Source organism: Tardiphaga sp. 768_D3_N2_1 (genome assembly GCF_052076105.1).
GTDB lineage: Bacteria > Pseudomonadota > Alphaproteobacteria > Rhizobiales > Xanthobacteraceae > Tardiphaga.
The window spans coordinates 5,699,817-5,723,411 of the sequence record NZ_CP197245.1 but is presented as its reverse complement, the minus strand read 5'-3'; the positions used below and the strand labels follow the sequence as shown (position 1 = coordinate 5,723,411).

Here is a 23,595-nt window from a genome sequence, read left to right as displayed (position 1 = left end):
TGCAATGACCCCCGTCGCCCCTTCCAAGCGAACCACCACATGGGCCAGATTGCTGGTCGCGCTGTCGCTATGCGTGTTCACACAGCCGGCTCTTGCCGCCGACGATCCTGCCGATGCCCCGAAGGGTGCAGCAGTGACCGTGCTGACCGCCGCGAAGTCCTGCTTCTCCGCCACGGTCGAAGTCTCCGGCATCCTGATCCCGCGTGAGGAAGTCTCGATCCGTCCGGATCGTCCGGGCCTCAAGGTCGCCGAGGTCATGGTCGATGCCGGCGAGAATGTCACTGCGGGCCAGATCCTCGCACGCCTGACGTCGCCCGAAGGCGGATCGGTTCAGGTTCAGGCGACGGTCGCAGGATTGGTCAGCGCCTCGTCCGCCGTGGTCGGATCACTTGCATCGGCCAAAGGCGAAGCTCTTTTCAACATCATCGCGCGGAGCGAGTTCGAATTCATCGGCCAGGTACCGACGCGCGATCTGCCGAAGCTCAAGATCGATCAACCCGTCAAGGTCAAGGTGATCGGCGCGGGCGAGCTCGACGGCAAGGTCCGGCGCGTCGCTTCCACCGTGGAGCCCAACAGCCAGCTTGGCCAGGTCGTGGTCTCGATCACCTCGGCACGCCGGCTGATGAGCAATTCCTACGCGCGGGCCATCATCAAGACTGGCGAAAGCTGCGGCGTCTCGGTGCCATTGACCGCCGTTCTCTACAGTGCCGGCGGCACCGTCGTGCAGGTGGTCCGGCGGCAGCGCATCGAGACGCGACGCGTCGAGATCGGCCTGATGTCGGGTGGCCGCGTCGAAGTGCGTGAAGGTTTGAACGACGGCGACGTAATTGTCGCGCGCGCAGGCGCTTTGCTGCGCGAAGGCGATCCGGTTCGTCCGGTGATGGCCAGTGCGGACGCCAACAAGTAAAGGCGACAGAAAAGCTTAGTTGCCGGGCTTAGCTACCGGCTTTGGCCGTTGCGCTATCGCCGAGCTGGATGTCTTCGATGAGCGACGACGACACGGCAGGAACCTGCTCACCGGCGGTTGCGCGGGTCACCGCAACGCGGGTGTTGGTGAAGACGGACTCGGCACTCGCCGGCTTGGCCTTCATGTTCTTCAGCAATTCGGTTGCGAGCAGGCTGTTCTGACCATCCACATCGTCGGCAACCTTGCCCGGCGTCGCCGAGGTCAGGATCAGCGCATTCTCCGGAACGTCGATCGGCGCGAGACCACGGGAATAACCGCGGAAGCGACGCTCATAGGGATTGCGGCGGGACGCATCCAGCACGACCAGTTTGGCCTGGGCGCCCTGCTCCTTCATGACATCGAGAACGGCCTCGACGCTCATGCCATCGCGGCGGATGTCACGCTCTTTCCAGATCGCGGCATCGACGGGGATCATGTAGCTCTGGCGGCCGACCTGGACGCCATAACCACCGAAATAAAGCATCACGACGGTTTCAGGCTTGATCCTGGCCTTCAGGCGCTCGACAGCGCGGATCATGTCATCGCGGGTCGCGTCTTCCACCACATCGACGTCGAAACCGTCGCGACGGAGTGCACTCGTCATGGCGCGTGCATCATTGATCGGCTGGCTCAGCGGCGCTCCGGCGTCGGGATAGTGACCATTGCCGATCACCAGCGCGATACGCGACGCCTTCGTCACGGGATTGATCGTCCCGGTCACCGTCGCCGCCTCTGCAGCTTCCAGCGCGCGCTTGTTCAGCGCGGCATTGGCGCCAAGCGCCAGCGAAACCAGACCGACAAAAGCTGCGGCCACAGTGATCGAGCGACGGGATACGCGAAACTGCCGTACGTTCATAAGATCATTCCTGCTCATCGTTCACGCGCAACCGTGGGTCGCGCGAACGTCGAAATAGGTTTGAAGGGATGCCAAACCAATGAATATCAAATGCGCTCAATTTGCGGCATCGCAGCAAACTGGTTGTTAACCCGCCGGGGCCATCCGGGCAACCGGTAAAGGCCGGGATTTAAGACAGGGTTACTGACTGACCAGGCTAAGGTCTTGAACCGGCTTGTGCTTCACGCAATTGTAATCCCTGCCGATTCGTGCAATTTTTCAAAGGGTTGCAGGTGTCGGGAGACGATAGCGCCGCGTCAATGGCGGGTGGTTTTCGACACGTGCGCAGGGGACGCACTGAAAGAAACCTCATGGGTGTGACTTATTTTGCCGGCGCCGCATACCGCGCGCTGACAGCCAGCAAGGACGGCCCGTCGCTTTACGACCTCTGCGATCCCCTGTTTCACAAGCACACTTTTCATAAGCACTCGGGCGGCGACGCCCATATCGTCAAGTTCTACAAGACCGCGCTCGGCAATGCCGCGCTCCGCCCGTTACTCTGCCGCGCCGGCCTGCCCGAGCTGCGCGATCCCGCCCGCTTCAAAGCCATACAGCAGGCCCTGAGAGCGGCGCGCGACGACGAGACCCCTGACTGGGAAGCCATCGGCCGGCCTATCGCCGAGCTGCTCGACACGGTCACACTGAACCATCCGGCGCCGAAGCCCGTAACGACTTCAGCGCAGGCACCGTCACTGGGCGAGATCGACGATGTCATCAAGGCCTGCGGCACGCATCTGCTGCGCTCGTTCGATCGCAACGGCTTCATTCCCACTTACGCGGCGTTCAACCTGATCGGCGACCCCGACATGCATGGCCGCGATTTCCTGCTGGCGCTGACGGGCCTGAATTCGCGCGGCTACAAGAATTCGACGCTGCTGTTCACCCTCGCGCGCATCTTCATCGCGCGCTCGCCGGCCGCAAAACTCATCAATCCGCCATGGACCGGAATTGCCGAACCGATGTGGGAGCCGGTGCAGATCCGGCATCGCTCGGCCTATTACGACGCTTTCTTCACCGAGGCGCTGCTCAGCTTCGGCGAAACCGGACTGCCGTCGCCGGACCAGACGACATCCTCGCGCCGCGCCATCGATGCGATGGTTGAATTCTGCCTGGTCACCAGCCGCGAGGAAGTCCGCTCACATGACGGGACGCATGTGAACGTCATCACTGCGCTGGCACCGCCGCCGCATCCGCGCTTCAGCCGGCTCTTCGCGCAGATCAAGCAGGACCTCGGCTTCGGCATCTATGTGCCGGACTGCGACACCACCGCCTGCTCGTTCTCCGCCGCCACACAGGCCGGCTCGACCGATCCTATCCTCGATCAGCCCCTGCTCGATTTCTATGCCGGCTATCAGGTCGGCAATGGCAGCAATGAGCCGATGGTTACAGTGTCCATCAACGACAACATCGACTATGACGGCGCCATCGTCACCTGGATCGACAATCTCGCGGGGCAGCGGCCCTACGGCAACGATCTCGATCCGACGCTCAATCTCGACGTGCTCGAAGTGTCATTCCGAAATCTGCTTCGCTGGAAAGTCATGGAGACGCCGAAGCGGCTGGAAACACTGCAGCGGATCATCGGCTTCCAGCGCCGCCTCGTGGCGTCCGGCGCCTTCACCGATCCGAAATCGCACATCTATTATCTGCCGGAGCTCTACAGCGCCTATTTCGGCCGATGCTACGCGGCTTTCCGTGAACTGCCGGCCAAGACACAGCAGACCATCGATACCGATGGCACATTCGAATTCATCCGCCTGCGTGTCCTCGCTTATGTGCAGGGCGAGTTGATCGCACGCGAGATGAATACGTTCGATGCGGCACTCGCATTGATCGCGCTCGGACATCTCGGCGGCGAGCTCACATATTTCGCACCTGCGCTGCGCTGCATCATCGCGGCAAGAGGCGAAGGCGGACGCAAGGGTCCGTTCAAGGCCTATGAATGGAACAAGATGAAAACGCCGACACGGATTCTCGTCGGCGGCCCCGAGGTGACCTCAGCCTTCGTGCTGATGGGTCTCGCGCTGGCACGACGGAGAATGATGAACGGCCACGCCGCATAGTTCATCGCGCGAAGTTGAAGCTATGAAGGGGTGACCGCGCTGGCATGCGCGGCGAAATGCCCGCACTGTCTCCGGATTGTCGTCATGATTTTGCAATCAAACGGTTCGATGCGCATGTTCCGCACCTTCTCTCTTTTTATCGCGATGCTTTGCATTCCCGCGCTGGCACAGGCCGCCGATGTGACCGGCGTGCCGAAGATCCGCGATGGCGACCAGATGACCATTGGCGCGACCCGCATCCGGCTCGCCGGCATCGATGCGCCAGGCCTCGACCAGTTGTGCCTGAATGCCGATGGCGAGCGCTGGACTTGCGGCGTCTCAGCACATGAAGCGCTGGTTGCGCATGTCGGCGACAAGAGCTGGACCTGCCATGTGCTACGGACCGACCGCTTCGGTCGCACGGTCGCCAGATGCGAGGTGGACGGCGAGGACATCGGCCAATGGATGGTGAAAAGCGGCTGGGCGCTCTCCTATGTGCGCTTCTCGCATGTCTATGATGCCGACGAGAAAACCGCACGTGAGGCCAAGGCCGGACTTTGGGCAGGCGCGTTCTTTGCGCCGTGGGACTGGCGCGTGCGCAACAAGAAGACCGCCATCCTCGGTGCAATTAAGCCGCCGGAGGACGCCTTGCCGATCCTGCTGGCCTCCGCATCGGGCCATGTCGCGCCATCCCCGGCCTGCCGGATCAAGGGCAATGTCAACCGCTCCGGCGTCTGCATCTATCACACGCCGGAAAGCCGCTGGTATGCCAAGATCAGCATGCGGATTGCTAAGGGAACACGTTGGTTTTGTTCTAAAGAAGAGGCCGAAGCCGCCGGCTGCCGCGAGACCCGACGATGACATCGCGGCGCTGACGTGGCAGGTTCCCCGCTCAGATTCGATCGAGCGGAACCTTGGCTGACCTGCAGACGGATTTCAGTGCGCAAAAACAACGCCGCAGCCGGACATTCCGGGCGGTGCGACTGACGTTGCTCGCCTTGGTCATCTATGGCGGCATCGCCTATCTGTTGCTCCCGGAACTCTGGACGCATTACGAGCACCAGAAGAGCCTTTCCGGATTGCCGATGACGACGATGACCGCGCAAGGTATTCCCGGCGATCCCATCAATGTCGGCCTGATCGGCGACAAGAAGGACGTGCTGTGCGCGATGCATGCTGCCGGCTGGTACCCCGCCGATCCCGTGACGTTACGCTCGTCCCTGGAGATTGTCGGCAGCGTCCTGCTCGACCGGCCCTATCGCGAGGCACCGGTGTCGCCGCTGGTTTATCTTGGCCGGCGCGAGGACCTCGCTTTCGAGAAGCCGGTCGGCAACAGCGCCGATCATCGCCACCACATCCGGCTCTGGAAGGTACTCGACAAGGGGCAGGAAGATCGCCCGGTCTGGCTTGGTGATGCGACTTTCGACCGCAGTGTCGGGATCAGCAAATACACCGGCGCGATCACGCATCATATCGCTGCCGATATCGACGCCGAGCGCGCGGTGCTCGCGGGCGACCTCGAAAAGGCCGGCATGGTCGAGGCCAAATATCAGGTCACCGGAATCGGCCCAACCGTCGCCGGGCACAATGGCGGCGGCGACCTGTACTACACTGATGGCGAAGTCTGGATCCTGCGGCTGGTGGTGGCCTGCGCCAAACACGACGGCCCTCCCGAGACGATCCCGAGCCCGGCGGCGACCGAGATCAAGGATCAGATCTTCCAGGCCATCGCAAATGTGATCGGGCGTGATGCGCTGACTCACTAAGCGGTCAAATTCAAACCACCTCACACGCGCTTTGATTTCGCGCTGCGCCATGGCACCATGGCCGAAAATACCAACAAGGACTGAAAATGGTCGTTCGTGCAGGTCGTGAATTTCTCGCCATCCCCGGCCCCACCACGATGCCAGATGAAGTATTGCGGGCGATGCATCGTCCGCCGCTGGATATCTATTCCAAGGAAATGGTGCAGCTCACATTCGGGCTGCTACGCGATATCGGCACGTTGTTCGCCACCAAGGGCAACACCTATATGTATATCGCCAACGGGCATGGCGCCTGGGAAGCGACGCTCACCAATGTGCTGTCGCGCGGCGACAAGATCCTGGTGCTGGAAAGCGGGCGTTTCGCGGTTGGCTGGGGCCATGCGGCGCGCGCCATGGGCGTCGAGGTACAGAGCCTGAAAGGCGACTGGAATCGCGCCATCCGTCCTGCCGAGGTTGAAGCAACGTTGCGGCAGGACACCAGGCACGAGATCAAGGCTGTGCTCGCGGTGCAGATCGACACGGCATCGGGCGCGTTCAACGATATCGAGGCGATCGGCAAAGCGATCAAGGCGGCCGGTCATCCCGCGCTGTTCATGGTCGATACTGTCGCATCGCTCGGCTGCATGCCGTTCGAGATGGATGCATGGGGCATCGATGTCGCCATGTCAGGCTCACAGAAAGGCCTGATGACGCCGCCCGGCCTCGGCTATGTCGCGGCGAATGATCGTGCGCGCGAAATGCACAAGACCGCCAATCTGCGCACGCCCTATTGGGACTGGACCGAGCGCGACGGCGACGAGCACTACCGGAAACATTCGGGCACCGCGCCGGTGCACCTGATGTTCGCGCAGCGCCAAGCCATCGACATGCTGTTCGACGAAAAACTCGTCAACGTGTTCCAGCGCCATCGGCTGCTGGCGGAAGCCGTCCGCCGCGCCGTTGCCGTATGGGCCGATGGCGGCGTGCTGAGCTTCAATATCATCGAGCCGAAAGAACGCGGCAACACCGTCACCACGGTGAAGATGGACAACCCGACGCCGCTGCTCGATTACTGCCGCGACAAATGCGGTGTCATTCTCGGCGTCGGCATCGGCGATCTGCATGGAAAAGCATTCCGCATCGCCCATATGGGCCATATCAATGCGCCCATGATTCTCGGAACGCTCGGCGTGATCGAGATGGGACTGCAGGCGCTCGGCATTCCGCACGGCAAGGGCGGCGTCACGGCGGCGGTCAACTTCCTCGGCGAGAGCGTCGGGGCATAGCGAACATCTCAATTGTCGTCCCCGCGAAGGCGGGGACGCATACACACCATCAGTGTCGTTGAATCGGCATAGAAGCGCCGATCGCATTTTAATTATATCTCTTGAGGCTATGGGTCCCCGCCTTCGCGGGGACGACAACCGGAAGAACTGAGCCTACGCCTCGCCGTGTTCGCGGCGGGTTTCCGGCATCACCAGCCAGATCAGCAACAAGCCAAGCCCCGCGACGCAGGCCAGGCCGACAAAGGCAACTGGCGCGCCAAGCTTGTCGGCGACAAAACCTGCCGTCACCGTGCTGAGCGACGCGCCGATGCCGGTGGCGGTGCCAACAATGCCTTGCGCAAGGCTGAAGCGACCGCTGCCAAAGGCGATATCGGCGACAATCAGCGGGATCATCACGCTGAACACGGCGGCGGTGACGCCGTCGAAGACCTGCACAGCAACCAGTGCAAACGGATCGGTGACCACGGCGAATAGCAATCCGCGGGTGGCGAGCGCGGCGAAGGCGATCAGCAGCAGTGGCCGTCGGCCCCATTGCTGCGCCTTTCGGCCGACCGTCGGTGAGGTCAGCGCGACGATGGCCTGCGGTACCACGATGCAGAAGGCGATCAGCGCCGGCGCCCAGTCGGCCGAGCGCGTCGTGACGACGCCGGCCATCAACGGCAGCATCGCGGCATTGGCGAGCTGCAGCAGCAGTACAGCACAGGCGAAAATCAACAGCGGCTTCTGCCGCACCAGATCGCGGAAGCGGATCGGCTTTTTGCTCTCAACGTCCTTGGTACCGGCGCCATGCGCCTGTGCGGAATTGATCTCCTGAGGCCGAATCCGTGACAGCGCATAAAGCACTGGGAACGCCAGTAGGAATGTGACGATGAACACCGACCGGCTGGACAGCAGATAGCCGCAAGTACCCATGACGGCGGCAGCGACGCCATTGCCGAGCGAGGCGAAACGTGCGTTGCGCCCCAGCCGTTCGCCGATCCGCATCGGCCCGACCAGCCCGAGGCTGATAGCGGCAATCGCAGGGCCGAGCACACAGCTCGCCATCGCATGCAGTGTCGCTGCCGCAACGACCACAGGAAATACCGGCAGCACGGCATAGGCCAGCGCACAACTACCGATCGTTGCGACCGCGGCACCGGCGACCAGCCGCGTCGAGCGCGCCGCATCGATGATCGCACCACCCGGAATTTGCCCGAGCAGCGCGACGACGCCGCCGATCGACAGCACGAAACCGATCTCGACCTGCGTCCATTTCTGCGTGGTGAGATAGACCGCGACAAACGGACCGAAACCTGTCTGCACGTCGGCAAGGAAAAAGATGAACCAGTCGAGCCCGCGCAGGCTCTGCTTTGACGGCTCAGGACTCCGCTGCGGCTCCTGCGGGCCCGGCTCGGATTCAGGCGAGATCCCAGGCGCGCAGGCAACCTCGGGCACCGCCCCGACATCATCGCGGCGGGCGAGATCAGCTGCGCGTGTAGTCGCGTGAACCGCCAATTAGCGCTCCTGCATGGTGAGAGGCGGAAATTTCAGCGGCGTCAGCGTGCCGGACGCGCCGAGCACGACGATGGGCTGATCGTCCTTGTATTCCGGCGCGGCACGCACCTGTTCGCGCGTGAGATCCAGCGTGATGCTGGCGGTCTTGTCGGCGACGTTCCAGAAATGCAGTGCCCCCCAATCGACCACGATCTTGCGCGATCCGACCCCGAGGAATCCGCCGAAATCGATGACAGCACCGCGCACCTGCCCCGCGCGATCGACGATCACGTCGGCGATGCGTCCCATGTTCTCACTTGCGGGACTGCGTATGTCGCGACCGAGAATACCCTTGGCATCGAAGGCATCGATCACCGTAACCGATGGCGGCTTGGCGACAGGTGCGGGCACGGCTGCGTCAGGTTTTGGCGCCGTCTGCAGAGCGGGCGGCGATGGCTGTTTCTCAGACGCGGATGCGACAGGCGGCGGCGTTGCCGGCTGCACCGCAGTCGCATCAGGTGCGGGCGACGGCACGGGCGATTGCGCTTCAGGAGTGGGCTTCTCCGACGCTGCGGGCGGAGGCACAGGCGCGTCCGCCGCCTGGCACACTGCCACGGCGTTCAACACCAATGATATCGCCAATCCAGCACCGATGCGAATTGCAGGCATGGAAACTCCCTCACTCACGCGTTTCGCTGATGGGCACGACCCCGGCGCCAGGCGACGCATCAATGCGTCAACACGATCGAGACCTGGATCTGACCGCGGGTTCGCAGCACTTCCAGCGACACATCGTTCTCGTGTTTGCGCAGGCAGAGATCGACGCTGGATTCGCCGAGCCGGAGATCACGCAAAATGACGTATTGCAGGAAGGCGGGCAGCCGCGGATTGCGGAAGCGAATCTCGCCGCGCGCGACGTCGAACTCGATTCCAAGCGCTGCCTCGAGCAGGGTAAACGGCGTTGCGCTCGCCCATGCCTGCGGTGCACAGGCCACCGGATACAAGGTCGGGCCACGGCGTTTTTCGCGCTGGAAGCCGCAGAACAATTCCGGCAATCGTCGCAGGTCCATATAGGTGGCGGTGTCGAACAGGCCCTTGAAGACCGCCTCGACCGAATGCTTCAGGCCATAGCGCGCCAGGCCGAGTGTGATCAGCGCATTGTCGTGCGGCCAGATCGAGCCGTCATGATAGGACATGGGATTGTAGCGGGCCTCGCCGCGCGCAATGGTGCGAATGCCCCAGCCGGTGAAGAAATGCGGGCGCATCATGTCAGCAGCGACCATGCGTGCACGATCTTCACGGACGATGCCGGTGAACAGCAACTGGCCCGCATTGGAGGCGCGAACCGCGCAACGCATCTTCCTGCCGTCGAGCGCAAGCGCATAGGTGCCTAGTTCCTCGCACCAGAACGCTTCCTCGAAACGCGCAGCAAGCTGCTCGGCCTCGGCCTCGAGCTGCTGTGCCTTGTCGGGCAGGTTCATCCGCAATGCGAGACGCGACGCCAGTTGCTTGGCGGCGAAGACATAGCCCTGCACTTCGGCCAAGGCGATATTGCCTTCAGCGAGCTTTCCATCGGCATGGAAGATGGCGTCATACGAATCCTTCCAGCCCTGGTTTTGCAATCCCTGCTCGGTGGCGCGCTGATATTCGACGAAGCCATCCTTGTCGGGATCACCGGGACCATCGATCCATGCGAGGCCCGCCTCGACTGCTGGCCACAGCTCGCGCAGGGTTTCATCATCGCCGGTACGCTCGACATACAACCCCGCGAGCATCACAAAGAGCGGCGTGGAGTCGACGCTGCCGTAATATTGCGCGAACGGAACTTCGCGAAGCGCAGCCATCTCGCCGCCGCGCATTTCATGCAGAATCTTGCCGGGCTCGGCATCCGCAAGCGGATCGACCGATTTCGCCTGAAATGCCGCAAGCCGCTTCAGCACGCCGCGCGCCACGCGCGGATCGGTCCACAACAGTTGCAGCGCCGTGATCAGGCCATCGCGGCCGAATGTCGTCGAATACCAGGGAATACCGGCATAGGGATATCGCCCCTGCGGCGTATTCGTCATCAGAATGCTGAGATCGGCCATCGCCTGGCAGAGCACCTCGTTGAAAATATCATTCGAGGTCTCGATCGTTGCCGCGCCCTTGCTGAAATTGCGCATCTCGCGGCGATGCGCGAGCAGCCCGCGAAAGAACGGCGCAGGCTTGTGGCCGACCTCGGCGTTGCAACTGGCGGCAACGAACAGCGACGTCGTTTTCTGCGCTTCCAGCTCTAAATGATAAGTCGCGGTATTGGCCGCCAGACGCGTCGGACGCGGGTCGAAATGCACCATCGTGCTGAGCGGCTTGCCATCGAGGCCGGTATATTCCAGCGCAACGTCACTGGGCCCGATCAGGCGGCTCGTGGCGATGCCGCGATGCTTGCGCTTTTGGCCCCGCACCTCGAACAGATCGGCAAAGTCATTGTCGAAGGTGAGCGTCAGATCGAAACTGGCACGATGTTCACCGTGATTTTGCAGGCCGATCCGCTGATAGGCCGCACCACGCCACAGGAAGAAGGTGCGCACGATGTGCAGCATATCCTTCTGCAGCACGAGGCGCCCGTTGCGATAGATATCCGGATTGGTCAGATCGACGGTCAGCGACGAATTGTCATCGCGCAAATTCGAGCCGAGCAATAGCGGCTGAACGTCGTTCAGCGCCAGTTCAAGCCGCGCGAGATAACGCGTATCGGCATTGAACAAGCCATCCGGCCCGCCCGCGGACGCGCCAATGTCACCATGACTGTCGAGCACCACGAACGTATCATCGTGCTTGAGAGAGCGCCGCGGGCGCGACGCGGGACCCGTCATCGGAATGTAGAACGGCGATTCGACTGCCTTCTGGTCAGCGATGGCGTTCAACGTGGCAGCAGCGGCTTCAACAGGCATGAAAGTCCTCGGCCGGTTGTAGGATCAGGGCAGGCACGGAGACAGACGCAGCGCTCACACAGGATAGCTGAGTCGTCAGGCGGCGTGCTGCGCAAGGCGACTCATCTCCTGCGTCACCAGATCCCGATACGGTCCCTGGGCCTGCATGAGATTGTCCGGCTTGCCATCTTCGATGATCTCGCCGCTTTGCAGCATGACCACGCGATCGAAATTGCGCAGCGTCGCTAGGCGATGCGCAATCGCGATGACCGTGCGACCACGCATCAGACGCGACAGCGCTTCGCGGATCGCCTCCTCCGATTCACTGTCGAGGGCAGCCGTCGCCTCATCCAGCAACAGAATGGGCGCGTCCTTCAGGAAGGCCCTGGCAATGGCGATACGCTGGCGCTGGCCGCCGGACAGCTTGACGCCGCGGTCCCCTACCATGGTGTGAAGACCTTCCGGCAGCGTTTCGACGAAGTCGCAACGCGCCGCAATGGCCGCACGCAATACCTCGTCATCCGTCGCCTCGGGACGTCCGTAACGGATGTTCTCCATGATGGAGCGATGGAACAACGAGATGTCCTGCGGCACCACGGAGATCGCATGACGCAGGCTATGCTGGGTCACGCGAGAAATATCCTGGCCATCGATGGTAATGCTGCCTTCCTGCACGTCGTAGAAGCGCTGCAGCAAAACAAACAGGCTCGACTTTCCGCCGCCGGACTGACCGACGAGGCCAACGCGCTGCCCGGCATCGAGCCGCAGCGTGAACTTGTCGAACACCTGCAGACCGCCAGGGTAGCGGAACGAGATATTGTTGAAGGCGATCGCTGCGCCTGACTTCACCAGCGGCTCGGCCTCGGGATGGTCGCTGAGCTCGTGCGGCACCAGCAATGTGGACAGCGCCTCGGAGAGGCGCGCAACATGTTGCGTGACATCCACGAGCGCCACCGCAAGATCTCGCGTCGCATGCAGGATCGAGAGACCGAGCGTACAGATCAGAACGACGTCGCCGGTGCTGGCCCCGCCGCGTTGCCAGAGCATGATCGCCCAGGCGAGCAAACCGATGGTCAGCGCAACTGTAATGGCCGCATGTGTCAGGCGCAGGCGCTCGAGGTAACGCAGGCTGCGGCCACGGGCGTTCAGCTCGCGATCGACCGTTTCATCGAAGCGGTCATGCTCGAAGCTCAGTCCGCAGAATGCGCGGACCAGCGGCATATTGTTGATGACATCGACCATTTCGCCATCGACGGCGGCCGCCTTGCTGGCGAAGTCGTCATGCAATTTCTTGCCGGCCGCGGCCATCTTGAACATCATCACGACCACCGCGCCCGCCACGACTGTCAGTCCGGCCGCCATCGGCAGGCTCACGGTTCCAATCAGCAGCATCGCCGCGAATGTCGCGACGCAGGGCGGCAACACGTTCCAGACAAACATGTTTTCGACGGTGAAGACGGCGTTGGATGTTGCCGTGATACGGCTGGTCAGCATGCCGGGCAGCCGATCCGAGAAGTAACTCGGCGCATGCCCGGTCAGATGGCGAAAGATATCGCGCCTGAGATCGCCGGTGACTCCAACGAATGTGTAGCTCGCGGTCCAGCTGGCCACGCGCCACAGGAACATGTCGGCCGTGATCAGCGAGATCAGAACGCCAAATGCGATCCAGACGGTGTTACCGGTTCCCTGAGGACCCGATGAGAGGCCATCGACCAAAAATTTAATTCCATATTGCGTGCCCACCGAACAGGCGACGGCCGCAAGCACGGATATCAGGATGATCAGATGCGATGCTGAACGCATCCTGATGTAGCGCATCACGAAAGCGAAAGGGCGATACGCATATCCGGAAAGACTGTCCATGTGATTGTCAAAACCCGTTGAATGAGAACCAGAATCTCGACGGACAGCGTCCCCGCCCGCTGATGGAAATGATGCCATCCCGAATTACCCACGCTCTCGCCATCTCGGCGCAACATTCGGGCAGCATTAACACTCGGGAAACCGTGGTTGAACGTGATGGCATCAGCAAGACCACAGTGTGGACGAACTACGCAGATCACATAGGAACCTCGCAGATGCGAGAACGTTCCAACTTCCGGCATGTCGCTACCGATACATTGTCATTGAAGTTGTTCACCACTTCCAACATGGGAGATATGTAAATGCGCATCGCGCAAGTTGCTCCGCTGACAGAAGCCGTTCCGCCGAAGCTCTATGGGGGTACGGAACGTGTCGTGCACTGGTTGACCGAAGAGCTGGTGGCGCAGGGGCACGATGTTACGCTCTTCGCCAGCGGCGACTCCCAAACGTCAGGCAAACTCGACGCCGGATGGCCGAAGGCGCTGCGGCTCGACGGCTCTGTCCGCGATCCGAACGCACTCCATATGGAAATGCTCGAGCGCGTGAGGCAGAAATGTGACGACGACGAATTCGACGTTCTGCATTTCCATCTCGACTACTATCCGTTCTCGCTTTTCTCCCGTCAGCCCACACCATTTCTCACGACGCTGCACGGCCGTCTGGATTTGCCGGAACATCAGCCGACCTTCACGACCTTCTCCAAGACTCCCGTGATTTCGATTTCGAATGCGCAGCGCCGCCCGGTACCGCAGGCGAATTTCGTGCGCACGATCTATCATGGCCTTCCCGAGAAACTGCTGACGCCGCAACCCATCACGCCGAGCTATCTGGCCGTGCTCGGGCGTATTGCGCCCGAGAAGGGCGTCGACCGTGCGATCAAGATCGCCATCCGCGCGGGCATCCCGCTGAAGATCGCGGCCAAGATCGACCGCGCAGATGAGGAATATTACGAGCAGGTCGTTCGCCCGCTGATGGACCATCCGCTGGTCGAATATATCGGCGAGATCAGCGACCGGGAGAAGCCGGAATTCCTCAGCGGCGCCTATGGCCTGCTGCTGCCGATCGACTGGCCCGAGCCGTTTGGCCTGGTGATGATCGAATCCATGGCCTGCGGCACGCCGGTCATCGCCTATAACCGCGGCTCGGTGCCGGAGATTATCGACGAGGCTCTGACCGGCTTCATCGTCGAGGACGAGACTAGCGCGGTCGCGGCCGTGGGACGTCTCGCCAGCATGGATCGCATAGCGATCCGCAAGCAGTTCGAAACCCGCTTCACCGCCCGGCGCATGGCCCTCGATTATGTGGCCGCCTACCGGAGCATGAGGGAGCACAAGGTGCCGCTGCGACTGGTCAGCAGCGCAGAGTAGTCTGAAGCGCATGGAAAGCATCGAAGGGCGGCCCGTCGGGTCGCCCTTTTTCGTGTTGACCTGCCGCAAAATTACCGGCCCGCTGTACAGCCCGCGCGGCATTTGCAAGATAGATGACAGACATCAGATCACGGCATTGGCCCGAATCGACGTCCGACCGTTTTTCTCGCATTTCGACAGGCCATTATGACCGCCGTTTCCCGTTTCGAAATCATCCTGCTATTGATGGCCGTGATCGTGCTGCTCGATATGATCGCGCGGCGTTTTCAGCTTCCGCGCGCGGCTGCACTCATCCTCGGCGGTATCGGCTTCGCGCTGATCCCGGGCACCCCGGATGTCGAAATCGACCCCGAACTGGTGCTGGTGCTGTTTCTGCCGCCACTGCTGATGTCGAGCGCCTGGTTCACCTCCTGGCGGGATTTCCGCGCCGATTTGCGCATCATCCTGCAACTCGCCGTAGGCGCCGTCTTCTTCACCACCCTCGTGGTCGGCGTGGTCGCGCATCTGGTGATGCCGTCGCTGCCCTGGGCCGCCTGTTTTGCGCTTGGCGCCATCGTCTCGCCGCCGGATTCGGTGGCGGCCAAGGCCGTGCTGCAGAGCGTACCGCTCCCGCCGCGCATCATCGTGCTGCTGGAGGGCGAGAGCCTCGTCAACGACGCATCGGGCCTGGTGCTGCTGCGCTTCGCCATCGCCGCAGCGCTAACCGGCTCGTTCAGCGCCGCCGCGGCCACTGTGAGTTTCTTCTCGGTCGCGATAGGCGGCCTGCTTGTCGGTGTCGCCTTTGCGTTCGCCGCGATCCTGGTGATCAAGCGCATCAAGGAAATCGACCTTGCTATCGCCTGGACCTTTCTGGTCGCCTGGATCTCCTATATCGCCGCGGAAAAGCTGCACGTCTCCGGCGTGCTGTCCACAGTTTCCTGCGGCATGATCCTCGGATGGAAGCAGCACGAGTTCTTCGGCGCTGCGACGCGCACCCGCGCCACCGCAGCGTGGAGCGTTGTCGTTTTCGTCCTGGAATCTCTGGTATTTATCCTGATTGGGCTGTCGCTGCGCGGCGTGCTGTATCGCCTCGGCGGCTATGACGCGGTGGTGGCGCTGCTGCCGGTGACAGGCGCAATCATCGCCGCGGTGATACTCGCACGCTTTGCCTGGATGTTTCCCGGCACCTATCTGCCGCGCATGCTGATGCCGAAGCTGCGCGCCCGCGATCCCGCTCCGCCATGGACGGTGCCGTTCATCATGAGCTGGGCCGGTTTGCGCGGCGTGGTCAGTCTCGCCGCCGCACTGTCACTGCCGGAGCAATTCCCGGGCCGCGACGTCATCCTGGCGATCACCTTCGCGGTGATCCTGGTAACGGTCCTTGTCCAGGGCTCGACGCTGGCGCCAATCGTACGCCGTCTGATCAAAACCGACGGCGCCCACACCCCGCATCACTCCAAACTCAGCGAGGCGCAGGCACGCGCGCGGATCGCAATCGCGCAATTTTCTGCCGTCGAGAAGGCGTCACGCAATGATGACGGCACACATCGCCATCCGCGCCTGTTCGAGCAATATACCTATCGCAAGGGCGCCGCGGCGCGCTATGCCGAAGAGGCTGAAACACTGTCGCCGCAGCGTATCGACCATTACACAACGGTGCTGGCCGCCATCGAAGCCGGCCGTGCAGAGCTCCTGAAGATGCACCGCGCCGGTGAAATTCACGACAGTGTGCTGCATTCCATCGAGGAAGGCCTTGATCTCGAAGAAGTCAACGCAAGACGTTTCCTCTAGCAGCCATTCGCTGTCCAGACTTCCCACCCGTGACTTCAAGCCTTAACCTTCGTCGCGAAGCGCCGAACAAGGCGCGGTATCCGGGAGAAACACTATGAGACTTCAAGGCCTTTCCACCATCGTCACCGGCGGCGCATCAGGTTTCGGCGCCGAAATCGCGCGATCTTACGCGCGTGAAGGCGCCAAGGTCGTCATCCTCGATCTGAATGCCGATGGCGCGAAGAAAGTTGCGGCCGAGATCGGCGACAGTGCAATCGCCCTCGGGGGCAGCGTCACCAGCAAGGCCGATGTCGATGCCTCGGTGAAGCTCGCGGTCGAGAAATTCGGCAAGCTCGACGTGGTCGTCAACAATGCCGGCTGGACCTTTCGCAACAAACCCCTACTCGAAGTGACCGAGGAAGAATTCGACAAGGCATTCGACATCAATGTGAAGTCGATCTTTCTGATGACCAATGCCTGCGTGCCCGTGATGAAGAAACAGAAGAGCGGCCGCATCATCAATATCGGGTCCACCGCCGGTGTCCGGCCGCGCCCGGGCCTGACCTGGTACAACGCCACCAAGGGCGCGGTGAACCTGATGTCGAAATCGATGGCCGTGGAACTGGCGCCCGATGGCATCCGCGTCAATTGCATCGCGCCGGTGATCGGCGAAACCGCACTGCTGGAATCCTTCATGGGCGTGCCGGATACGCCAGAGAACCGCGCCAAGTTCGTCGGGACGATCCCGCTCGGCCGCATGTCACGCCCCTCGGATATTGCGAATGCCTGCGTTTATCTGGCGGGTGAGGAATCCGAGTTCCTCACCGGCGTGATCCTCCCGGTCGATGGCGGGCGGACGATTTGAAACAGGGAAATTCGTAAACCATCGAATCCAGTCAGATTCGATTTACCAATCGCGTTAAGCAGTTCACCGGCCATTCATGCGATGGTCGCGTCATGATCGAGGGATGAACCTCGGCAGGGAAGGCGTCAGGGTCAGGCCGGTCAACGGTCTGACCCCTCTCTTTGGGGATCATCATGGCAGCAAAAAAGAAACCGGCTCCGCGCAAGAAAGCCAGTGCACCGGACGCTGCTCATCCGACTTTTGCTGTCGCTGCCGTTGCAGTCCGCAGCCTGATCGATATGGCGATTGTATCCGCATCCTGCGCAACCACGTTGTTGACGCTAATGGCTGTGCTCAAGTTCCAGACCGCCTGAACGGCGCTCACTTCATCTCGTTGAGCAGCGTCGGGATCAGTTCCGACACTGTCGGATGGATCGGCACCGCCCATTGCAACTGGGTGTAATCGGCGCCGGCATTCATGATGTCCAGAATGCCATGGATCGCCTCGTCACCTCCGGTGCCGAGGATGGCGGCTCCCAAAATCTTCTTCGTCTCGGCATCGACCACAACCTGCATCATGCCTGCGGTTTCGCCCTTCTCGACGGCGCGGCCCACGCGGGTCATCGGCCGGTTGCCGATCAGCAATTTCCTTCCCGTGGCCTTTGCTTGAGTCAGCGTCATGCCGACACGGCCCAGCGGCGGATCGATGAACAGCGCATAGCCAGGAAGCCGATCGCTGACGCGACGGCTTGCGCCATCGAGTAGGTTCGCAGCGATAATCTCGAAGTCGTTATAGGCCGTATGCGTGAAGGCGCCGCGGCCATTGCAATCCCCCATGGCAAAGATGCCGGGCACATTGGTGGCAAGGCCGTCATCGACCTTGATGTAGCCGCGGGCATCCACAGCGACGCCGGCCTTGTCGAGACCGAGATCGTCGGTGTTCGGACGGCGTCCCACCGCGAGCAGAACGTCACTGCCGATGATCTCCGGCGCGCCTTCGGTGCAGTCCACACCGACAGCCACGCCATCTGGATGACGCTTGAAGGTGATGCATTCGGCATTGGTTCGGATATGGATGCCTTCAGCGAGCAGGATATCGCGAATCGCTTCGGAGATCTCGGCATCCTCACGCGAGACCAGATGCGATCCCTTCTCGACCACCGTCACTTCCGCGCCGAAGCGACGATACATTTGTGCAAATTCGAGCCCGATATAGCTGCCACCGATCACCACCAGATGTTTCGGCACGCGATCCAGCTGCAGGATGCCTGTATTGGTCAAATAATTGACATCGTTGACGCCGGGCATATCAGGCACGACAGCCCGCCCACCGACATTCAGGAAGATCCTCGGCGCGGTCAGCAGTTCATCGCCAACACGGATCGTATCCGCGGATTCGAAGCGCGCATGGCCGTTGATGACCGTGCACTTGTCCATATCGCGCAACCAGCTTTCGACGCCGGTTCGCGAATCATGGATCACCTTGTCGGCGCGCGCCTTGACCTTGGCCATGTCGATCCGCAACGGCGCATCGATCATGACGCCATAGTCGGCGCCGCGGCGCGCGAGATGTGCGGCATAGGCGCTGGCAACGAGCGTCTTTGTCGGTTTGCAGCCGGTATTGACGCAGGTGCCACCAAACAGATGACGCTCGATAATCGCGACCGACATGCCTGCGGATGTGAGCCGGCCCGCGAGTGAAGGTCCGGCCTGCCCGGCCCCGATGATGATCGCGTCAAAGTGCATGACTTCAGCTCCCGACCGGCACAGTCAATGCTGCGCCGTGGCGAGAGACTATCGCTGGAAACAGCGCCAGCCAACGGATGACCGAGTTCCAGCGCCGGCAATTCCCGAACTGTTTAAGACTTGCCGGCGACCGCCGGTCTGCGCCAGCGTGCCCAGAGCCGCTCGAACAGCGGCAGCAGTCCGCGCGGCGTGACCAGAATCACCGAGATCACGACGATACCGTAGATGAAGTAGTGCAGGCCGGGCAGCGTGCTGCCAAGCTTGCCGCGCAGGATTTCGCCAAGCGGCACCAGCAGCAATGCGCCAAGCGCGGGGCCGTAGGCACGACCCAGACCGCCGACCGTTGCGAACAGCACGATCTCGATCGTGATCACAGGCGAGATCAGCAGATAGGGATCGGCAAAAGTGAGATAGCGCACATAGGCGGTACCGACGACGGAGGCGAGCATCGCCGAGATCACCATGGCGGTGATCTTGTAGCGCAGGATGTTGACGCCAATCGCCTGCGCCGCCTTCTCGTTGTCGCGAATGGTCCGCAGATAGTAGCCAAGCGGCGAATTGAGGATCGCGACATTGACCAGCACGCAAATTGCGGCCAGCCCCAGCATCATCCAGAACGCACCATGACCACCGCCGAACTGGAACGCCAGGAAATTACCCGTGTCCTTCGGCAGCAGCAGCCCGGACGCACCGCCGAGAAAGTCCCAGCCCTCGACCATGATGCTGCCCATTTCCGCGAAAGCCAGCGTGATCAGCACGAAGGAGAGATGGCCGAGCTGGAAGCGGAAGTCGATCCAGGCGATGACGGCGCCCAGGATTCCGGAGATTACTGCCGAGATCACGAGCCCCAGCCACATATTGATGCCGAGCTTGAGCAATAGCGCGGCCGAGAACATCGATCCGATACCGATGAACAGGCTGTGCGCCAGCGAGATCTGCCCGGCCATGCCGCCGACGATATTCCACGACGAGGCCAGTGCCACATAGACCAGCGCCAGCGTGAGAATGTGGACGTAATAGCTCGACAGCACGAACGGCATGATGGCGGCGATAGCCAGCGCACCCCACCAGATCGGCGACGCCAGCGTCTTGTAGAATTCCTCTCTCATCGTGCCGAGCTCCAGGTCAGGCCCTTCGGGAGAAACAGCATGATCGCCACGAAGATGATGTAAGGCAGCAGCAGGCCGATCGGGCCGTCGAGATAGATCGTGCCGAAGGCTTCGGCGATACCGATGATCAGGCCACCAAGCATGATGCCGACGAAATTGGTCATGCCGCCAAGCACCACCACCAAAAGCGTGATCACGGTGTAGCGCAGGCCCTGGGTCGGCTGGATCGGCGTGCCAGGCAGCAGCAGCGCGGCCGCCAATGCGAGAATGCCGATGCCGAGCGCAAAGGTGAGCACCTGGACGCGGCCGACATTGATGCCCATCAACGCTGCAGCATGGGCATTCTGGTGCACGGCGCGGATCGAGCGACCGAAATCGGTCGAGCGCAGCATGATGTAGAGACCGATAGCGAGTGCAAAGGAGACGACGAAGGCCACGATATGCGGCACCCGCAGCACCACGTCACCGAGAATGATCAACTTGGACTCGACGAAGGAGGGGGTGCGCGCCGGCTCGCCGCCGAACACCATCAGGATGCCGTTCTGCAGCACCAGACTGAGACCGAGCGTCAGTTGCACCACCATCAGGAACTGATGCCCGACCATCGGCCGTATCAGGAAGATATAAACCAGTGCGCCGATGGCGGTCATCAGCGGCACGGTGATGATGATGGACACATAGGGGTCCATGGCGAAGGCGGAATACAGCGCGAGGCACATGAACATGCCGAGGGAGATGAAATCGCCATGCGAAAAATTGACGACGCCCGATACGCCGTAGACGAGCCCCATACCGAGCGCCAGCAAACCATAGGTGGCGCCGATCAGAAGGCCTTGGGCGAGAGCCTGATAAAGTTCGCTCACATCACTCTCCGATCACAGACCAAGATAGGCGCTGCGGGTGCGCGGATCGTTCTTCACGGTGTCCGCGTCACCCTCGACCGCCACCTGCCCGCGCTCCAGCACGTAGCAGCGCCTGGCGTGGCGCAACGTCAAATTCAGATTCTGCTCGACCAGCAGGATCGTCAGGCCGTCGGCATGCAGCTTGTCGATGATCTCGAAAATATACTGCACGAACAGCGGCGATAGACCGAGCGAGGGCTCGTCGAGCATCAACAGCTTGGCTTCCGCCATCAAACCGCGGCCGATCGCCAGCATCTGCTGCTCGCCGCCCGACAGTGATCCGGCACTCTGGGCCAGCCGCTCGCCGAGCCGCGGGAACAGCCCGATGACCTTTTCCATCTGCTGCGGGCGGTGCTTGCGCGCATGCGCGTTGATGCCGCCAAGCAGAAGGTTTTCGCGGATGCTCATCTCCGGAAACACCAGACGGCCTTCCGGCACCTGCACGATACCGAGTTCGACCCGCGCCTGCGGCGTCAATTTGCTGATGTCTTCGCCCGAAAACAGAATGCGGCCGGATATGGGCTTGACCATACCGGACAGTGCATTGATCAGCGTGGTCTTGCCGGCATTGTTGGCGCCGAGCAGGCCGACGATCTCACCCGCAGCGATCTTCACATTGATGTCGCGCAGCACCGGAACGCCGCCATAGCCTGCGACCAGATTATCGATCTCAAGCATCGAGATGATCTCCGAAATAGGCATCGACGACGCGCTGATCCCGAATGATCTCGTCGGGCGTGCCCTGCGCGATCTTCTCGCCGAAATTGATGACCACCATGCGCTGCGCCAGCCGCATGATCACCGGCATCACATGCTCGACCATCACAATGGTGACGCCCTGCTTGTTGAGTTCCTCGATGATCGCGATCGGCGCGGCGGTCTCGGCCATGGTCAGGCCGGCCATCACCTCGTCGAGCAGAATGCAGCGCGGATCGGTGGCGATGCACTTCGCCAGCTCCAGCAGTTTTTTGTCCTGCAGCGACAGCGTCGCCGGCGTCTTGTGCTCCTTGCCGCCGAGGCCGACGCGCAGCAGCGCCTGGGCCGCATAGTCGATGGCTTCGCGCATCGGCCGGCGCGTCAGTGCTGCGGTCGTCACGACATCGAGCGTCGTCATATCGGCAAAGGACTGGACGATCTGGAACGAGCGCATCAATCCGCGGCGCACCAGCCGGTCGGGCGATACGCCGATGATGCTTTCGCCGTCATAGACGACGTCGCCCGAGCTCGGCGGAATGAAGCCGGAGATCACACCGAACAAGGTGGTCTTGCCGGCGCCGTTCGGGCCGATGATGCCGAGAATCTCGCCCTTCTCGACTTCGAAACTCACCGCGTTGAGCGCGACCAGTCCGCCAAACCGCCTGGTGATGTTGGAGACTTCCAGAAATGCCACAGCCGTCCACTCTTTATGTTGCGCCGAGCCTTAGTGCTGCGTCGATCAGGACTTCGGCCGCGGCGGAACCTGGGCGAATTCCTTCGGGAACACGACCTGCTGATCCTGCTCGGGGGTCCACTGGATGAACATCGCAGAACCATCCTTGAGCAGGCGATCTTCCGCGAATTGCAGGCCCTTCGGCTTGGCAATGTAGAGGTTCGGATCGCCCGCCGGGATGTTGACGTTCTTCAATGCGTCCAGCAGCGCCTCGCTCTGCAGTGACTTGGCGTTTTCCAGCACTTGCTGCAGCACGCGCGCCGCCTGGGCATATTGCACGGCGCCCTGGCCAATCTTGTCGAGCTTGGCGACATCGCGCAATTCCGTGACGATCTTCTGCATCGACTCGATCTTGGCGCCGGCGCTGAATCCGGTCATGCCGAACAGATTCCTCGTCAGCACGGCCTTGCCTATCTCGGGGCCGAGATCCTTCCAGAGCGACAGATCCGAATAGCCGCCGGTGCCGCCGCAGAAGATGCTGCCGTGATAGTTCAGATTGTAACGCGCCTGATGCAGCAGAATGCCGTCACGCGGCGTCACAAGACCGACGACGACGTCCGGCTTGAGCGAGCGGATACGAACCATGGCCGCGGTCTGGTCCTGCGCACGAATATCGAGCGCCGCTTCGCCGATGATCTGGATGCCGCTGGCCTTCAGCTTCTCGACCAGGAACTTGTTGGACTGCTGGCCGGCCTCGTAATTCGAATAGGCCATGACAGCGGTCTTGATCGGAAACTTGAAATCGTCGCGCAGCGAGATGACGAAGTCATGCATGGTCTGCGCATAGCCGCGATCATAGGGATATCCCAGCGTGAACATGTAGTTCGACTGCGACCCGCCGGCCCAGACCGACAGCGTCGGAATCTTGGCTTCGTCGACCACCGGCGTCAGCGCCAGCATCTGCGCGCTGAGAATGGTGCCGGTCAGAAGCTGCACCTTTTCTTCGGTGATCAGGCGCCGTGCTTCTGCGGCAGTTCGCGCCGGCTGGCTGGTATCATCTGCCAGCACCAGCTCGATCTTCGCGCCGCCCTTGCTCTTGATACCGCCCTCGGCATTGATCTTCTTGATGATGTATTCGAAAGCCGGCTGGCCTTCCTGCGCATAGGCGGCAAGACCACCACTCATCGAATTGACCATGCCGATGCGGATCGCCGGTTCGGCGGCGCCTGCACCGCGAATGAACGGCGCAGCGATCGGCCCTGCCAGAACGGCAGAGGCACCAAGTCCAAACGTGCGGCGGGTCATGGTCATGTCGTATCCTCCGATGCACAACGTCGCTGAAACGGCGTG

20 protein-coding genes are annotated in these 23,595 nt (G+C 61.7%); 9 read left to right on the top strand and 11 right to left on the bottom strand.

The window, feature by feature from the left end; genetic code table 11:
- Positions 1-4: 4 nt before the first annotated feature.
- Positions 5-907 carry an efflux RND transporter periplasmic adaptor subunit gene (locus tag AB8A27_RS26900; protein ID WP_441244511.1) on the top strand — a complete coding sequence of 301 codons (903 nt, stop codon included), beginning with the start codon at positions 5-7 and terminating at the stop codon, positions 905-907.
- A gap of 28 nt (positions 908-935) precedes the next feature.
- Here the strand turns inward: AB8A27_RS26900 and AB8A27_RS26895 are convergent, their stop codons facing one another.
- Positions 936-1,802: a caspase family protein gene (locus AB8A27_RS26895; RefSeq protein WP_441244510.1), complete on the bottom strand. Its 867-nt coding sequence runs from the start codon at positions 1,800-1,802 to the stop codon at positions 936-938.
- A gap of 350 nt (positions 1,803-2,152) precedes the next feature.
- Between AB8A27_RS26895 and AB8A27_RS26890 the strand changes: the two genes are divergently transcribed.
- The 4 genes from AB8A27_RS26890 (at position 2,153) to AB8A27_RS26875 (ending at position 6,914) form a co-directional block, all read left to right on the top strand.
- A complete protein-coding gene (locus tag AB8A27_RS26890; protein ID WP_441244509.1) occupies positions 2,153-3,904 on the top strand; it encodes a hypothetical protein in 1,752 nt (583 codons plus the stop codon).
- Between the two features lie 114 nt (positions 3,905-4,018).
- Positions 4,019-4,744 (top strand): thermonuclease family protein, encoded by a 726-nt coding sequence (locus tag AB8A27_RS26885; protein WP_441245044.1) that lies wholly within the window; start codon positions 4,019-4,021, stop codon positions 4,742-4,744.
- A 53-nt stretch (positions 4,745-4,797) separates the two neighbouring features.
- Positions 4,798-5,649, top strand: coding sequence for an LssY C-terminal domain-containing protein (locus tag AB8A27_RS26880; protein ID WP_441244508.1), 852 nt, complete (start codon positions 4,798-4,800; stop codon positions 5,647-5,649).
- Positions 5,650-5,735: 86 nt separating this feature from the next.
- A complete protein-coding gene (locus AB8A27_RS26875; RefSeq protein WP_441244507.1) occupies positions 5,736-6,914 on the top strand; it encodes a pyridoxal-phosphate-dependent aminotransferase family protein in 1,179 nt (392 codons plus the stop codon).
- Between the two features lie 153 nt (positions 6,915-7,067).
- Here AB8A27_RS26875 and AB8A27_RS26870 read toward each other — a convergent pair whose 3' ends face one another.
- From AB8A27_RS26870 to AB8A27_RS26855, 4 genes are all read right to left on the bottom strand, one after another.
- Positions 7,068-8,321, bottom strand: coding sequence for an MFS transporter (locus AB8A27_RS26870; protein ID WP_441245043.1), 1,254 nt, complete (start codon positions 8,319-8,321; stop codon positions 7,068-7,070).
- Positions 8,322-8,408: 87 nt separating this feature from the next.
- Positions 8,409-9,047 carry a PRC-barrel domain-containing protein gene (locus AB8A27_RS26865; RefSeq protein ID WP_441245042.1) on the bottom strand — a complete coding sequence of 213 codons (639 nt, stop codon included), beginning with the start codon at positions 9,045-9,047 and terminating at the stop codon, positions 8,409-8,411.
- A gap of 68 nt (positions 9,048-9,115) precedes the next feature.
- On the bottom strand, positions 9,116-11,317 hold the full coding sequence (locus AB8A27_RS26860; RefSeq protein ID WP_441244506.1) for an amylo-alpha-1,6-glucosidase: 2,202 nt from the start codon (positions 11,315-11,317) through the stop codon (positions 9,116-9,118).
- 75 nt (positions 11,318-11,392) lie between these two features.
- Positions 11,393-13,159: an ABC transporter ATP-binding protein gene (locus AB8A27_RS26855; protein WP_441244505.1), complete on the bottom strand. Its 1,767-nt coding sequence runs from the start codon at positions 13,157-13,159 to the stop codon at positions 11,393-11,395.
- Between the two features lie 302 nt (positions 13,160-13,461).
- Here AB8A27_RS26855 and AB8A27_RS26850 point away from each other — a divergent pair, with 302 nt between their 5' ends.
- The 4 genes from AB8A27_RS26850 to AB8A27_RS26835 all read left to right on the top strand — a co-directional run bounded on the left by AB8A27_RS26850 (position 13,462) and on the right by AB8A27_RS26835 (position 17,493).
- Entirely contained in the window at positions 13,462-14,526 is a 1,065-nt protein-coding gene (locus AB8A27_RS26850; RefSeq protein ID WP_441244504.1) for a glycosyltransferase family 4 protein, read from the top strand.
- A 186-nt stretch (positions 14,527-14,712) separates the two neighbouring features.
- Positions 14,713-16,296 carry a Na+/H+ antiporter gene (locus AB8A27_RS26845; RefSeq protein ID WP_441244503.1) on the top strand — a complete coding sequence of 528 codons (1,584 nt, stop codon included), beginning with the start codon at positions 14,713-14,715 and terminating at the stop codon, positions 16,294-16,296.
- A gap of 94 nt (positions 16,297-16,390) precedes the next feature.
- Positions 16,391-17,140: a glucose 1-dehydrogenase gene (locus AB8A27_RS26840; RefSeq protein WP_439095310.1), complete on the top strand. Its 750-nt coding sequence runs from the start codon at positions 16,391-16,393 to the stop codon at positions 17,138-17,140.
- Between the two features lie 173 nt (positions 17,141-17,313).
- Positions 17,314-17,493, top strand: a complete 180-nt coding sequence (locus tag AB8A27_RS26835; protein WP_441244502.1) for a hypothetical protein — start codon at positions 17,314-17,316, stop codon at positions 17,491-17,493.
- A gap of 7 nt (positions 17,494-17,500) precedes the next feature.
- Here AB8A27_RS26835 and AB8A27_RS26830 read toward each other — a convergent pair whose 3' ends face one another.
- The 6 genes from AB8A27_RS26830 to AB8A27_RS26805 form a co-directional block, all read right to left on the bottom strand.
- Positions 17,501-18,865: an FAD-containing oxidoreductase gene (locus AB8A27_RS26830; RefSeq protein WP_441244501.1), complete on the bottom strand. Its 1,365-nt coding sequence runs from the start codon at positions 18,863-18,865 to the stop codon at positions 17,501-17,503.
- A gap of 113 nt (positions 18,866-18,978) precedes the next feature.
- Entirely contained in the window at positions 18,979-19,974 is a 996-nt protein-coding gene (locus tag AB8A27_RS26825; RefSeq protein WP_441244500.1) for a branched-chain amino acid ABC transporter permease, read from the bottom strand.
- A complete protein-coding gene (locus AB8A27_RS26820) occupies positions 19,971-20,837 on the bottom strand; it encodes a branched-chain amino acid ABC transporter permease (RefSeq protein WP_441244499.1) in 867 nt (288 codons plus the stop codon). The genes AB8A27_RS26825 and AB8A27_RS26820 overlap by 4 nt, the downstream gene beginning before the upstream one ends.
- A 12-nt stretch (positions 20,838-20,849) precedes the next feature.
- A complete protein-coding gene (locus AB8A27_RS26815) occupies positions 20,850-21,554 on the bottom strand; it encodes an ABC transporter ATP-binding protein (protein WP_441244498.1) in 705 nt (234 codons plus the stop codon).
- Entirely contained in the window at positions 21,547-22,266 is a 720-nt protein-coding gene (locus AB8A27_RS26810) for an ABC transporter ATP-binding protein (protein WP_441244497.1), read from the bottom strand. Before AB8A27_RS26810 ends, AB8A27_RS26815 begins: the two co-directional genes overlap by 8 nt.
- A 45-nt stretch (positions 22,267-22,311) precedes the next feature.
- Positions 22,312-23,556 (bottom strand): ABC transporter substrate-binding protein, encoded by a 1,245-nt coding sequence (locus tag AB8A27_RS26805; RefSeq protein ID WP_441244496.1) that lies wholly within the window; start codon positions 23,554-23,556, stop codon positions 22,312-22,314.
- Positions 23,557-23,595 lie beyond the last annotated feature (39 nt).

Bases quoted from the DNA above. Each gene is read 5' to 3' on its own strand.
- AB8A27_RS26835 (WP_441244502.1), top strand. From the start codon at position 17,314: ATGGCAGCAAAAAAGAAACCGGCTCCGCGCAAGAAAGCCAGTGCACCG.
- AB8A27_RS26895 (WP_441244510.1), bottom strand. From the start codon at position 1,802: ATGAACGTACGGCAGTTTCGCGTATCCCGTCGCTCGATCACTGTGGCC.
- AB8A27_RS26855 (WP_441244505.1), bottom strand. From the start codon at position 13,159: ATGGACAGTCTTTCCGGATATGCGTATCGCCCTTTCGCTTTCGTGATG.
- AB8A27_RS26860 (WP_441244506.1), bottom strand. From the start codon at position 11,317: ATGCCTGTTGAAGCCGCTGCTGCCACGTTGAACGCCATCGCTGACCAG.
- AB8A27_RS26830 (WP_441244501.1), bottom strand. From the start codon at position 18,865: ATGCACTTTGACGCGATCATCATCGGGGCCGGGCAGGCCGGACCTTCA.
- AB8A27_RS26875 (WP_441244507.1), top strand. From the start codon at position 5,736: ATGGTCGTTCGTGCAGGTCGTGAATTTCTCGCCATCCCCGGCCCCACC.
- AB8A27_RS26900 (WP_441244511.1), top strand. From the start codon at position 5: ATGACCCCCGTCGCCCCTTCCAAGCGAACCACCACATGGGCCAGATTG.
- AB8A27_RS26890 (WP_441244509.1), top strand. From the start codon at position 2,153: ATGGGTGTGACTTATTTTGCCGGCGCCGCATACCGCGCGCTGACAGCC.
- AB8A27_RS26815 (WP_441244498.1), bottom strand. From the start codon at position 21,554: ATGCTTGAGATCGATAATCTGGTCGCAGGCTATGGCGGCGTTCCGGTG.
- AB8A27_RS26825 (WP_441244500.1), bottom strand. From the start codon at position 19,974: ATGAGAGAGGAATTCTACAAGACGCTGGCGTCGCCGATCTGGTGGGGT.
- AB8A27_RS26850 (WP_441244504.1), top strand. From the start codon at position 13,462: ATGCGCATCGCGCAAGTTGCTCCGCTGACAGAAGCCGTTCCGCCGAAG.
- AB8A27_RS26805 (WP_441244496.1), bottom strand. From the start codon at position 23,556: ATGACCATGACCCGCCGCACGTTTGGACTTGGTGCCTCTGCCGTTCTG.
- AB8A27_RS26840 (WP_439095310.1), top strand. From the start codon at position 16,391: ATGAGACTTCAAGGCCTTTCCACCATCGTCACCGGCGGCGCATCAGGT.
- AB8A27_RS26885 (WP_441245044.1), top strand. From the start codon at position 4,019: ATGTTCCGCACCTTCTCTCTTTTTATCGCGATGCTTTGCATTCCCGCG.
- AB8A27_RS26845 (WP_441244503.1), top strand. From the start codon at position 14,713: ATGACCGCCGTTTCCCGTTTCGAAATCATCCTGCTATTGATGGCCGTG.